11 protein-coding genes, 1 tRNA gene and 1 pseudogene are annotated in these 12,718 nt (G+C 53.6%); 3 read left to right on the forward strand and 10 right to left on the reverse strand.

The window, feature by feature from the left end; all coding sequences use genetic code 11:
* Positions 1-7: 7 nt before the first annotated feature.
* A complete protein-coding gene (locus VXK30_RS10630; RefSeq protein WP_275717593.1) occupies positions 8-2,053 on the reverse strand; it encodes a ribonuclease J in 2,046 nt (681 codons plus the stop codon).
* A 387-nt stretch (positions 2,054-2,440) separates the two neighbouring features.
* Here VXK30_RS10630 and rnhA point away from each other — a divergent pair, with 387 nt between their 5' ends.
* From rnhA to nifU, 3 genes are all read left to right on the forward strand, one after another.
* Positions 2,441-2,878 carry a ribonuclease HI gene (gene rnhA / locus VXK30_RS10635; protein ID WP_275717592.1) on the forward strand — a complete coding sequence of 146 codons (438 nt, stop codon included), beginning with the start codon at positions 2,441-2,443 and terminating at the stop codon, positions 2,876-2,878.
* Positions 2,879-2,975: 97 nt separating this feature from the next.
* Entirely contained in the window at positions 2,976-4,178 is a 1,203-nt protein-coding gene (nifS, locus tag VXK30_RS10640; RefSeq protein WP_275717591.1) for a cysteine desulfurase NifS, read from the forward strand.
* A 42-nt stretch (positions 4,179-4,220) separates the two neighbouring features.
* Positions 4,221-4,655, forward strand: coding sequence for a Fe-S cluster assembly scaffold protein NifU (gene nifU, locus VXK30_RS10645; RefSeq protein WP_275717590.1), 435 nt, complete (start codon positions 4,221-4,223; stop codon positions 4,653-4,655).
* Positions 4,656-4,774: 119 nt separating this feature from the next.
* Here the strand turns inward: nifU and VXK30_RS10650 are convergent, their stop codons facing one another.
* The 9 genes and pseudogenes from VXK30_RS10650 to VXK30_RS10690 all read right to left on the reverse strand — a co-directional run bounded on the left by VXK30_RS10650 (position 4,775) and on the right by VXK30_RS10690 (position 12,711).
* Complete coding sequence (locus VXK30_RS10650) at positions 4,775-5,587, reverse strand: alpha/beta fold hydrolase (RefSeq protein ID WP_275717589.1); 813 nt, start codon at positions 5,585-5,587, stop codon at positions 4,775-4,777.
* 176 nt (positions 5,588-5,763) lie between these two features.
* Positions 5,764-8,127 carry an endopeptidase La gene (lon, locus tag VXK30_RS10655; RefSeq protein ID WP_275717588.1) on the reverse strand — a complete coding sequence of 788 codons (2,364 nt, stop codon included), beginning with the start codon at positions 8,125-8,127 and terminating at the stop codon, positions 5,764-5,766.
* A gap of 75 nt (positions 8,128-8,202) precedes the next feature.
* Entirely contained in the window at positions 8,203-8,772 is a 570-nt protein-coding gene (locus VXK30_RS10660; RefSeq protein ID WP_275717587.1) for a TetR/AcrR family transcriptional regulator, read from the reverse strand.
* Positions 8,773-8,839: 67 nt separating this feature from the next.
* Positions 8,840-10,385 (reverse strand): annotated as a pseudogene (locus tag VXK30_RS10665) (ABC transporter ATP-binding protein).
* Positions 10,382-11,101, reverse strand: a complete 720-nt coding sequence (locus tag VXK30_RS10670; protein ID WP_275717586.1) for an energy-coupling factor transporter transmembrane component T — start codon at positions 11,099-11,101, stop codon at positions 10,382-10,384. The pseudogene VXK30_RS10665 and the gene VXK30_RS10670 overlap by 4 nt, the downstream one beginning before the upstream one ends.
* On the reverse strand, positions 11,098-11,709 hold the full coding sequence (locus VXK30_RS10675) for an MptD family putative ECF transporter S component (RefSeq protein ID WP_275717585.1): 612 nt from the start codon (positions 11,707-11,709) through the stop codon (positions 11,098-11,100). Before VXK30_RS10675 ends, VXK30_RS10670 begins: the two co-directional genes overlap by 4 nt.
* A 175-nt stretch (positions 11,710-11,884) precedes the next feature.
* Positions 11,885-12,361: an ATP-binding cassette domain-containing protein gene (locus VXK30_RS10680; RefSeq protein WP_442868020.1), complete on the reverse strand. Its 477-nt coding sequence runs from the start codon at positions 12,359-12,361 to the stop codon at positions 11,885-11,887.
* A 94-nt stretch (positions 12,362-12,455) separates the two neighbouring features.
* Entirely contained in the window at positions 12,456-12,635 is a 180-nt protein-coding gene (locus VXK30_RS10685) for a hypothetical protein (protein WP_275717584.1), read from the reverse strand.
* Positions 12,635-12,711, reverse strand: a tRNA-Ile gene (locus VXK30_RS10690). Before VXK30_RS10690 ends, VXK30_RS10685 begins: the two co-directional genes overlap by 1 nt.
* Between the last annotated feature and the right edge of the window lie 7 nt (positions 12,712-12,718).

Genomic DNA, 12,718 nt, shown 5'->3' on the forward strand with positions numbered 1-12,718 from the left:
TTTCAACCTAAACTTCCATAATAATCGGAAGGATCATCGGACTGCGTTTTGTACGGTCATAGAGCATGCGGGAAAGCTCATCCTTGATTTTGGTCTTGAGCGTGCCCCAGTCATGGATCTTATTTTCAAGGCAGTTCTCGAGTACGGAATTGACCAGTACCTTCGCCTCGTCAATCAATGGTTCGGATTCGCGCACATAGACAAATCCGCGGGAAACAACGTCCGGCCCGGAAACAATATGCCCGTCGCCCTGAGAAATGGTGCAGACCACCACGATCAGGCCGTCTTCGGCCAGATGCTTGCGGTCGCGCAGCACGATGCTGCCCACATCCCCGACGCCAAGGCCGTCCACCAGCACCCTGCCGGCCGGAACGGAGGAAAGCTTTTTCATATAATCCTGATTCAGCTCCAGAACGTCGCCGATATCGCCGATAAACACGTCCGCGGCATTCTTGCCCATGGCGTAGGCCAGGCCCGCGTGCTTGCGCAGGTGTTTCTGCTCGCCGTGAACGGGAATGAAAAATTTCGGTTTGGTAATCCCCTGCATCAGCTTCAGCTCTTCCTGACAGGCGTGGCCGGAAACATGCACCTCGTACATGGATTCGTAGACCACCTGGCAGCCGCGCTTCATCAGCTCGTCGATCACCGTGCCGACCGTCTTCTCGTTGCCGGGAATCGGCCGCGCGGAAATGATGATAAAGTCCCCGGGGCCCACCTCCACCTTGCGGTGGTCGGCAAAAGCCATGCGGGTCAGCGCGCTCATCGGCTCGCCCTGGCTGCCCGTGGTAACCAGAACGATCTTATCCTTCGGATACCGGTTGATCAGGTCAAGGTCGATCAGCACCCCGTCGGGAACCTCCAGATACCCCATCTCCACGCCGATGCCCATCACGTTGAGCATGCTGCGTCCGGAAAGGGCGACCTTGCGCCCGTACTTGACCGCGCAGTTGATGATCTGCTGTACGCGGCTGATATTGGAAGCAAAGGTGGCAATGATGATCCGGCTGTTTTCCGCCTGCTTGAACAGGCGTTCAAAGGAATCGTTCACCTTGCTCTCCGACATGGTGTAGCCGGGCCTTTCGGCGTTTGTGGAATCCGCGAACAGAGCCAGAACGCCCTCCTGCCCAAGCTGGGCAAAACGGCCGAGGTCGATCATGTCCCCCTGCGCCGGGGTGCAGTCGATTTTAAAGTCTCCGGTATGGACAATCGTGCCCGCCGGGGAATGGATCGCCAAAGCAACCGAATCCGGTATGGAGTGGTTGACATGGATCAGTTCGACCGTCATGCAGCCGAGCTTGATCTGACTGCCCGGGTGGACGACGTTCAGCTTCGCCTTATTGGACAGCCCGTGCTCCTTCAGCTTGCCTTCCACAAGGCCGAGGGTCAGCGGAGTGCCGTAAACGGGCAGATTTATTTTTTTCAGCAGATAGGGCATCGCTCCGATATGGTCTTCGTGGCCGTGGGTCAGCACGATCCCGCGGATTTTATCGGCGTTGCGTTCCACAAAAGTGAAATCAGGCAAAACCAGATCGACGCCGAGCATATCCCCGTCCGGGAAAGCCATGCCGCAGTCGACGATCATCATATCGTCTTCACATTCAAACAGTGTGAAATTCTTTCCGATCTCATTTAATCCGCCGAGGAAATACGCTTTGATCGACGGCTTTTGCTGGCCCTGCCTGCCCCGTTTACCCTGCTGGCGCTGGCTTGTCTTTTTTTGCTGCGCCGATTTCTGCCTGGTAAGCTGCGCCAGTACCTGAGGGGCCTTTGACGGGCTCTGCTGGGCCTGCTTCTGCGGCTGGCGTCTCCGTCTGGGTTTTGCGGGCTGGGCGGCGGGCTCCTTTACCGGAACGGCCTCCCCGCCGATGACCTGGTCCGCAGGCTTCTGCGGCTTCTTCTTCGCCGCCGGTTCCGGCCTGCGTGCCGGTCTTTGCGGCGGTACCACCTTTTGATAAAGAGAAGAGCGGCCCTCGCCCGAAGCGCCGCGGCGCTTTTCTGCGCTCTCCTTTGGCTCCTTTGGCTCCGCGGAATTTGTTTGATTTTTTTCTGACACGAAATAACCTCCATTGTTAATTAGGGTGCAACCAAATAAGTCCGCCGGCAAACGGTGCCTGAGCGGGCATGGTTTCTCCCTGTTCGATTTTTCGCTTCCTTCGCACTGCGCGGGCAGCTGCGAAAGGCAGCAGAGTCAACCGCAGAAAAATGCGGTTTCAAATATATTTAATGTCTAAATATAATGCAATATAAAAAATAAATCCGGACACAAATATCGTTATCATTGTACCTTGATTCGTTATGACTGTCAAGCGATTGCGTCTTCGTGCAGATAATTTATATTATGGCCAAAAAAGAACATCCTAAACCAAAGTTGACATTGTTTGTATAAAGTCGGTATGATATAATAGAAAAAATATTCGGTTATACTAAGAGGATGGTTCAAATGAAACAGGTTGAAATCTATACCGACGGCGCCTGCAGCGGAAATCCGGGCCCGGGCGGCTGGGGAGCCGTGCTTCGGTACAACGGCGTCGAAAAGGAAATCAGCGGCGGTGCGGCCGACACGACCAACAACCGGATGGAGCTGACCGGGGTGATTGAAGCGCTCCGTCTGTTAAAGGAACCCTGCGAGGTGATCCTGTGCAGCGATTCCAAGTATGTCTGCGACGCGATCAGTAAGGGATGGGCAAAAAGCTGGCGAAAAAACGGCTGGCGCAAGGGCGACAAAAAGCCCGCTCTCAATCCGGACCTGTGGGAAGCGCTGCTGGTGCTTCTCGAAAAGCACCGGGTGACCGTCCAGTGGATTAAGGGACACGCCGGCCATCCGGAAAACGAGCGCTGCGACCGGCTTGCCGTAGCCGCAATAGAAAAATTCAAATAATCATCGTTAGACTATTGAAACATATACCAATTTGGTGTATATTATGTGCAGGACATATTCCTATCAATTCAATAATATATTAAGTAAAGGTGATAAGATGGCACGTTTTGTTTACGCGGACAACGCCGCGACGACTCCCGTTTCCAAATCTGTTCTGGAAGCGATGGAGCCTTTCTATACCCAGTATTATGGAAATCCCTCCAGTTTGTATTCTGTGGGACGGACGGCAAAAAAGCCGCTTGAGCAGGCGCGGGAGACCGTCGCCCAGTGCTTAGGCGCATTGCCGAATGAAATCTTTTTCACGTCCGGCGGCAGCGAAGGCGACAACTGGGCGCTGAAGGGCGTTGCCCACGAGCAGGCGAAAAAAGGCAAGAAACATATTATCACTTCCAAGTTTGAGCATCACGCGATCCTCCACTCCTGCGAAGCGCTGGAGAAAGAGGGTTTTGAGGTCACCTATCTGGACGTTCACAGCGACGGCCTTGTCAGGCCGGAAGAGCTGGAAGCGGCCATCCGTGACGATACCGCGATCGTTTCCATTATGTACGCGAACAACGAAATCGGCACCATCCAGCCGATTGCCGAAATCGGGGCCATCTGCAAAAAGCACGGCGTGATTTTTCATACCGACGCGGTGCAGGCAGTGGGCAACCTCCACATCGATGTGAAGGAGCAGAATATCGACCTGCTGTCTCTTTCCGGCCATAAATTTCATGCGCCGAAGGGCGTCGGCGCGCTGTATATCCGCAACGGCATCAAAATGCCGAACCTGATCGACGGCGGCGCGCAGGAACGCGGCCGCAGAGCCGGGACGGAAAACGTCGCCGGAATCGTGGGCCTGAGCGTCGCGCTGAAAGAGGCCTGCGCAAACATCGACGAGCGCGCCGAACGCCTCACAAAGATGCGGGACAGGCTGATCGACGAGCTGCTGAAAATCGACCGTTCCCACATCAACGGCGACCGGGTAAAACGTCTGCCGGGCAATATCAACATGTGCTTTGAGGGCATTGAGGGCGAATCGCTTCTGTTAAGGCTTGACCTGAACGGAATCTGCGCTTCCTCCGGTTCGGCCTGCACCTCCGGTTCCCTCGACCCAAGCCACGTGCTGCTGGCGATCGGCCTTCCCCATGAGATTGCCCACGGTTCCCTGAGAATCACCTTCAGCGAACAGAACACGGAGGAAGACGTTGATTATATTTTGGAGGTGCTTCCGAAAATCATAGAGTATCTCCGTTCCATGTCCCCGCTGTGGGAGGAAATCATCTCCGGACAGAAGTCCTATTCTCAGAACATTTTTTAAGGAACAGGTTCCTATTTATAATTACTAAGAGAGGTAATGAATATGGCATACAGCGAAAAAGTGATGGACCACTTTGCAAATCCGCGCAATGTCGGTGAAATTCCGGACGCAAGCGGCGTCGGCGAAGTCGGCAACCCGAAGTGCGGGGATATCATGAGGATGTACATTAAGGTTGACGGCGACGTCATTTCGGACGTAAAGTTCAAGACCTTCGGATGCGGCGCCGCGATCGCGACCAGCTCCATGGCGACCGAGCTGATTAAGGGAAAAAAGATCGAGGACGCCTTAAAGCTGACAAACAGAGCGGTCATGGAAGCGCTGGACGGCCTTCCGCCGGTCAAGGTGCACTGCTCCGTATTGGCCGAACAGGCAATTAAAGCCGCTGTCGCGGACTATTACAAAAAGAAAGGGATTGACCCCGGCCCGCTGGTCGGCGAGATTCCGGAATGTGAGTCCTGCGCCTGCGACCTGCACTAAGAAACATCCCTGCAAAAAAGTTTATTACAGGACACCGAAAAATAAAATTACACAAAGAGCCGGAAAGAACGTGGTTGACGTTCTTTCCGGCTCTTTGCTTTGTACCCGTTCGGGCCCGGTCAATCCTTTGTAAAGGCGATCAATTCTTTATTGAACTGCTCCATCTGATCGTAGAAAAGGAAATGACCGCACTGGTTAAAAGGAACCAGCTTTGAATTCCGGATCCCCTGATTCTGCGCGACGGCCAGCGGATACAGACAGACCCGGTCGTTCAGGCCGTGTAAAATCAGGGTCGGAACGTTGATCTTCGCCATGTCGTCGAACAAAACCTCTTTGATCCACGTATTTGCGATGGCAGCGGTCGACCAGCTCGCAGCCTGCAGCCCCAGCTGGAAAATCCAGTCGGACAGCGGAATGCCGACGCGGTGGAAAAAGATCATATTCCCAAAATCCCGCAGCATCTTAGGACGGTCCGTGTAAGTACCCTGAATGATATCCAGCACGGCCTGTTCCTTCAGCCCATTCGGGAAATAGGGCCGCTGAATGAGACTGGGCGCGGCCGCGGCAAAAAGAGCCAGCTTTGACACGCCGTACCCGTTGTGCCTGGCCATATAGCGGATACAGATCGCTCCGCCCGTGGAATGCCCTCCCAGCGTAATGTCTTTCAGCTGGAAAGCATCGATCACGGCGCGTACGTCGTCGGCCAGCCGGTTATAGTCGTACCCGCTCCAGGGCTTGTCGGACATTCCGAAGCCCCGGCAGTCGATGGCCACACAGCGGTACCCCAGCTTGGGAAGCTGGTTCAACTGGTATTCAAACAGATTATGATTTCCGGGCCAGCCGTGAACAAACAGAATGGTTTTATTCCCGGCCGGGTTTAAATCTTCAACGTAAATATTGACGTTCTGCTCTACCGATACGTAATACCCCACACAATCACCTTCAATCCCATACTGATCCCGATTGCCTACAGGAATATTTATGTTTGCCGTCAACCCAAAAGAACCCCCGGCCTGTAAAAAGCCGGGGGTTCCTATTGCCTGCGCGGTTAAAAGCGCATCTGTCGATTAACCGGTCAGCCTATATCTTATTAATGTCGTATGCTGTATCAGTGGATTTCGCTGCGCTGCTCCTTCAGCCTGGTGAAGAACCGGGGGTCCGGCATCACGTATTCCGGCTTTGGCAGAGCAATGCCCAGCGCTTCCCGCAGGACGTCCTCTATGGTTTCTACCGCGACGATCCGGATTTTTTCCTTGACTTCGTCGGGAATATCCTTCAAATCCGCCACATTGTCCTTTGGAATCAACGCCTTTCTGATTCCGGCGCGTTCCGCGGCCAGAAGCTTTTCTTTCAGCCCGCCGATCGGAAGCACCGTGCCCCTCAAAGTGATCTCACCCGTCATAGCCAGTCTGGAATCGACTTTTATGCCGGTAATCAGAGAGGCAAGGGCCGTAAAGAGCGTAATGCCCGCCGAGGGCCCATCCTTCGGCACGGCGCCGGACGGCACATGGATATGGATATCCTTTTCCTTGAACTTGATCGCATTGACCGGCAGACGGGATTTCAGCAGGCTGAGCGAGATCCTTGCGGACTCCTTCATGACGTCCCCCAGCTGGCCGGTCAGGATGATCTGGTCGTTGCCGGGCATCTCGGTCGCTTCAATGAACAGGATTTCCCCGCCCACCGGCGTCCATGCCAGACCGGTAACCACTCCGGGAGGATTCATTTCCTGAGCAACGTCGTGTCTCGACATTTTGCTGCCCAGAATCTCCTCCAGATCGTCCGCGGAAACGGTATAGGGCCTTTCGACATCCCCAAGAACGATTTTCTCCGCCGCTTTTCTCGCAATGGAATCCAGCCTTTTCTTCAGCCCTCTGACGCCGGCCTCCATGGTATAATCGGCTATGATTTTCCGAAGGGCTTCGTCGCTGATCTGCACGTCGTCTTCGGTCAGGCCGTGCTCTTCCAGCGCTTCACGAATGAGATGGTTCTTCCCGATATGGAATTTCTCACTTGAGGTGTAGCTGGAAAGCTGAATGACCTCCATCCGGTCCAGCAGGGGTCCGGGGATGGTCTCCAGCGAGTTTGCCGTCGCGATGAAAAAGACGTTCGACAGATTGTAGGGAAGGTCAAGGTAATGATCCGTAAAGGTATCGTTCTGCTCCGGATCCAGTACCTCCAGCAATGCGCTTGCCGGGTCTCCGTTATAGCCTGTCATCAGCTTGTCGACTTCGTCCAGCACCATGACCGGGTTCATGGTACCGGCTTTCTTCATGCTCTGGATAATCCGTCCCGGCATTGCGCCGATATAGGTTCTGCGATGTCCTCGGATTTCCGCCTCGTCGCGGATTCCCCCGAGGCTGAGCCGGACATATTTTCTGCCCAGCGCTTCGGCAATGCTCCGTCCCAGACTGGTTTTCCCGGTGCCGGGAGGTCCGACCAGAAGCAGGATGGAACCCTGCTTATCCTTTTTCAGATGCAGCACCGCCAACTGCTGGATGATGCGGTCCTTTACCTTTTCAAGACCATAGTGCTGCTCATCCAGAATGCGGCGGGCTTCCCGGATATCCACGGGCTTTTCTTCCTTCGTCTCCCACGGCAGCTCTACAAGCAGATCAAGATAGTTCTGAAGGACGTTGTAATCCGCGCTCGCGGGATTCTGGCTTTCCAGCTTGCTTAGCTCTTCCAGAGCTGTCTGCCGTATTTCTTCCGGCATATGCGCGTTCTCAATGCGAGTTCTGTAGTCCTTCCCTTTTTTCGCGGACTCCGGCTTTCCTTCGTTCAGCTCCTCCTGAATGGCCTGAAGCTGCTCGCGCAGGACCGCCTCGCGGTAGTTTTTATTTGCCTTTTCGGAAAAGCGCTCCGTCATCTCAATCTGAAGCTGTATTTCCTCTTTGTAATGGAGGAAATAATCGATAAACGTCAGGCCGCGGTCTTTCAGGGAAGAGGTTTCCATCAGGGTATACTTTTCCTGTCTGGAAAACGGCAGGAACTGGCATATGTAGCCAATCAGCACATTCAGGTCCCTGATTTCATCGATAGCCTTCATGACGCCGCCGGAATTCTTGAAATTCGCTCCGATCTGGTGAGCGATGTTCTGAATATAGCTCGCCATTTCTTTCTGGCTGTTTTCATTGAGGTCAATGACTTCGGGAATATCAACGGTATTGCCTGTGATGACGTCTTCCCGAATCACAAGATCGGAGACTTCCACACGGCTCATTGCCTTTACCTTAACAAGATGACCCTTTTCGCCGGACATAATATCCAGCACCTGCAGCGCAATCCCTATTTTATAGAAATCCTCCGTCTCCAGTTCCTTTCTGTCCACCCGACGCTTTAACGGCAGCGCTGCGATTTTCTGATCTTTATTTTGCAGGACGGACAGCTCCTCTTCGCTTAACCGGCTGAATGCCAGCGGATAAACCATACCGGGCAGTAGCACGAGATCTTCAATTGGTATTATCAACATAAACAGTATCCTTTCTTTTTATAAATGAATGTTCGTTTATAATCTTTGTAAATAAAACAGGGTGGATTTTGAATTTTAATAGCCTCTGATTAATGCTTTCTGAATAATCGCAATTAATTCGTCCAGACGGTCTCTTGCGGCCTCCTCGGAGTCACAGTGCTTCACGGCAATGGTTTTCACCGGAGAGAACAGGATGGCATACAGGTTATCGTTGCTGTAATTATTGAGAATTCGTCTCCTCTTCAAATCCGTGAGCAGTTGGTTCAGGTTTCCCGGTCCCTTCATAAACCCACATCCGGATTGAAGGGCGGGACAGGTGCTGAACTGCTCGATGAAGTGAAAGATCTCCTGATTCTCAACAATATAGGAATAATAGCTGCGGATCAGTTCTTCAATGATCTGTTCACCCTCCATATTCGGGTTTAAGCATTCCAGCAGATATTGAAAGGTGTCTTCGGCATATTCCTGATAAATATCGCGCAGCATTGCGTCCTTGTTCTCATAGTAAATGTACACCGTCGCCGGAGAGACTCCCGCGGCATGGGCAATTTTAGAGATGGACGCGCCCTGAAATCCTTCTTTTAAAATTAATTCAACAACTGCGGTTTTAATACATCTCTGTTTTTCATCATCTTTTTTTCTCATACGCACCACCAAAATTTTTGATAAAGCGGAAGGATTACTATTATAATAAACGATCATTCATTTATTGTCAAGTACCGACACTCTTCAAACTGTTAAATATTTGTGAAGATTCTAAAATCAGAACCCCATGCAAAGCGTGGGGTATGAACAACAGCCCCAGGGGCCCATAATACCAGCCGCACCCCTCATTCTCCGCCGTAACAGGCAGATCGTCCGGCATTTCGCCTTCATCAAAGTGGACAACCCGGGTACAGACCCGGCAGACCAGCTCATAATCATGGGTCACCACAAACACGATGCCGCCCTGCTTTGCCAGCCGCTCCATCAGGACTGCCACCCGGATCATGCTGTCCGTGATCGAGGCCGCTGGTCGGCTCGTCGAACACCAGAATGTCCTTGCCGCACACCATACTCACCGCTACAGCCAGGCGCTGCTTCTGCCCGCCGGACAGGGTGTTTGGATGCTTCTCCCGGAAGGAAGAAAGCCCCAGTTCGTTTAGCGTCCTGTCTGCCAGCGCCGCTGCATCCGGGTTGTTGATTCCGAACACGCACTCCTTTTCCACACTTTCCGCAAACAACTGGTATCCCACATCCTGCATAACGAGATAAGACCGTTTTCGGCGGGTCTTGGCGCTGAGGGGCTTCCCTCCCCAAAGGAACTCCCCCTCGCAGCCCTTGTGCAGACCGCAGAGAGCCCGGGAGAAGGTGGTCTTGCCGGTACCGTTGTGCCCCGTCACGGCGATGATTTCACCGCGGGCGGCCTGCAGGCAGATATTTTCCAGCACCGCTTTTTTCTGGTAGCATAGCCTTACATTTTTCAATTCCAGTATCGGTGCCTGTGCGCATTCCGCACATTTTTGCGGGTGAAGCTGCCGCAGATCTACAGTACGCAGGCCCATACCCTCCCGCCGCTCCTGTGAAAGCGCGGCCAGTTCCCCGGGCGTATAGATTTCTTTGATTTGTCCCCGCTCCAGACAGACAATTTTGTCCACCAGCTCCATGAGGTAATAAAGCCGATGTTCCGCAATCAGGATGGTTTTCCCTTGGGCCTTGATGAGCTTTAAGTACTCCTTGAGCGCGCGAATGGAGTCCATATCCAGATTGGAGGAGGGTTCATCCAGCAAATAGATGTCCGGGTTCATGGCATAGACGGAGGCGAAAGCGATTTTCTGCTTCTCCCCGCCGGAAAGGGCAAAGATACTTCTGCCCCTCAGTGCCTCAATGTCCAGCTCCCGCGCGGTCTGTTCCACCCGCCGCGCCAATTCCGTCGGCGGAAGTGCCTGGTTTTCCATGCCAAAGGCGATCTCACTGTCGGTATCCACGTTGAAGAACTGCGTTCGCGGGTTCTGGAAGACCGAACCCACCCGCTCCGCAAGTCGGTACATAGGGGTTTCCGAGCAGTCCTGCCCTTCCAAGTACGCCGCGCCATCTCCCTCGCCGGGAAAAAAGCTCGGTATCAGCCCGTTGACCAGCCGCAGCATGGTGGTTTTCCCGCAGCCGCTGCGGCCGCAGAACAGCACGCACTCACCCGGGGAAATGCTGAGGTTTACATGCTGCAGCCCATCGGATTCCTGACCGGGGTAGGTAAAGGAAACGTCCTTCCACTCGATCATAAAAACACCTCCTTCCAAAACAGTCCTGCCGCAAAATACGCAGTGAAGCATACAACAGCGAGCAGATCCGCCGCCCGAAAACGGATTTGCACCAGGCAGGTGCGCGGGCGGGGATTTTCAATCCCCCGGGTGACCGAGGCGATGGAGAGCTCGTCCGCCGCCTTGGAGGCCGCCATCATCAGGGGAACATAAAGGCACTCCACCGTCCTGACCGGGTGGGTCAGAAGTCCCGCAAGGCTGGGGGACACATCCCGCAGCCGCATGGCGTCCTTGATAAAATGCCAGTCCTCGCGGATGGCAGGCATATAGCGCAGCATCACGGCGAAAGGGATCATCAGCTTTTTCGGCGCGTGGATACGGCTCATGGCGGAAAGAAACTCGCTTACTTTTGTTGTGGCAATCATAATCCCCGCAAGGAACCCGCAGGGATAGACCTTATGGAAGAGGCCCAGAAAAGCCATTAGCGTGGTTTGGAGTGACGAACCATCTGTCCGCATAACGGCAAGGGTCAGCAGGTAGAAAAGTACGTAAGCCGTGAATCCGAGGACGGCCTTTCTCCACTCACCGCACACCAGCGCCATCAAGGCCACCAGCACCACCAGACCTATCTCATACATAAGACTGGGCGCCATAGTGGCGCCCAGTACGGTCAAAAGCAGTAAAAGAAGTTTTGTCCTCGGGTCAAACCGCAGTCCCGCTTTTGTTCCATCGATCATGCGGTAATGCCGGCCTTTTCAAACTGCTTTTTCAACAGTTTGCTGCCCACGAAGCCGCTGAAAGCGCCGACCACAACGGTGCCCAGCAGGATCACCGGCAGCATCCACCCCTGCGCCGCGCCGTTCATGGCGTCCAGATAACTTTGGGCCGTGCCCCCACCCAGCATCAGGCTGCTCCACGCAGTGGGATCCGCAAAAAACGCTATGTAGGTGCCGGTAGCTCCCAGACACAGACAGATATACGCCACGATGTTGAGCTTCACGCTGCGGTACTTTTTAGTTCCGGCAATCAGATCTCCCAGAAGACCGCCCAGAACATATCCTATATCCATGGCCCAGTGCATACCGGTGGCAAAAAAAATCAGACCGGCCAAAATGCCGACGATGGAAATGGGGCCGCGCTTGGGCACCTTGGCCACCAGCAGCAGAAAGACAGGACCACCCAGCAGCGCGCTGCCCAAAGGCATATAAAATGTCAGCAGTGGATTCGGCGCAAAGGGCAGACCGCCGATCAGCATCGTCACCCAAATGAGCGCTGCAAAAATACCGGTAGTCACCAGGTCTTTGACCGTCAGTCCCTTTTGATTGGAAACTTTTTGATTTACCATGTAGAAACCTCCTCTTGCCATTGCCCCATCCTGTATCCATGAAAGAGGCAATATATATATGGTTAGGCATTGCTAACCCAAAACTTATCATACAAAATATTATGCGGTTTCGCAATTGGGGCGGACGGAGTTCGTCCAAATGTGATAAAAAAGCGTCCGTTTGGAACGTTCCTCTCTATCTTAGCGTCTGAGACGCCGCCCACATGGCCGCATACTTCCCGCCGGCGGCGGCCAGCTCGTCATGGGTACCGCTCTCTGCCACGCGGCCGCCATCCAGCACCAGAATTCTATCGGCGTGCTTTACAATGGGCAGGGTGTGGGCGATCATCACCGCGGTTTTATCGGCACCCAGCAGATTTGTCACCGCCTGCTTCACCAGCAGTTCGTTTTCAATGTCCAGAGAGGCGGTGGCCTCATCCAGCAAAATGATGGGGCTGTCCTTCAGAATGGCCCGCGCCACGCTGAGCCGCTGGCGTTCTCCGCCCGAGAGCCGGTTTCCGTTTTCACCGATCCCGGTGTCGTAGCCCTGTTCCATCGCCTGAATAAAACCGTCACAGTTGGCAAGACGGCAGGCTGCCTCAATGTCCGCATCAGTGGCGCCCGGCCGGGCATAGCGGATGTTATTGCGGACCGTATCGTTAAAGAGGAACAGTCTTTGCCTGAGAGAATATGTTAAAGTATCGGCAGCTTAATGCGGAAACGAGAAACAGCGCACTGACTTCAAAAATCTGTGCGCTGTTTGCTGTTTAAAATATTATTTTCTTTTTCCCACGCCGTTTCTCATCGAGCTCATATCCGTCGATTTTGGTGCTTTTCGCAAGACTCCCGCCTACTTTAGCAAAACGTAAAATTTCTTTAGCAGAGTGCGCAATAAAAAAAGCCGCATCAAACAGCTCACAAATGGCTATCTGATGCGGCTTTTTCATGGTGGGCCATCAAGGACTCGAACCTTGGACCGACCGGTTATGAGCCGGTTGCTCTAACCAACTGAGCTAATGGCCCGTATTAA

Origin of the sequence: Caproiciproducens sp. CPB-2 (assembly GCF_036287215.1) — a bacterium.
Classification (GTDB): Bacteria; Bacillota; Clostridia; order Oscillospirales; family Acutalibacteraceae; genus Caproiciproducens.

What these genes read in the sequence shown, in the direction of transcription:
- nifS (WP_275717591.1), top strand. Translation starts at nt 2,976, where the DNA reads ATGGCACGTTTTGTTTACGCGGACAACGCCGCGACGACTCCCGTTTCC.
- lon (WP_275717588.1), bottom strand. Translation starts at nt 8,127, where the DNA reads ATGTTGATAATACCAATTGAAGATCTCGTGCTACTGCCCGGTATGGTT.
- nifU (WP_275717590.1), top strand. Translation starts at nt 4,221, where the DNA reads ATGGCATACAGCGAAAAAGTGATGGACCACTTTGCAAATCCGCGCAAT.
- VXK30_RS10670 (WP_275717586.1), bottom strand. Translation starts at nt 11,101, where the DNA reads ATGATCGATGGAACAAAAGCGGGACTGCGGTTTGACCCGAGGACAAAA.
- VXK30_RS10675 (WP_275717585.1), bottom strand. Translation starts at nt 11,709, where the DNA reads ATGGTAAATCAAAAAGTTTCCAATCAAAAGGGACTGACGGTCAAAGAC.
- VXK30_RS10660 (WP_275717587.1), bottom strand. Translation starts at nt 8,772, where the DNA reads ATGAGAAAAAAAGATGATGAAAAACAGAGATGTATTAAAACCGCAGTT.
- VXK30_RS10685 (WP_275717584.1), bottom strand. Translation starts at nt 12,635, where the DNA reads ATGAAAAAGCCGCATCAGATAGCCATTTGTGAGCTGTTTGATGCGGCT.
- rnhA (WP_275717592.1), top strand. Translation starts at nt 2,441, where the DNA reads ATGAAACAGGTTGAAATCTATACCGACGGCGCCTGCAGCGGAAATCCG.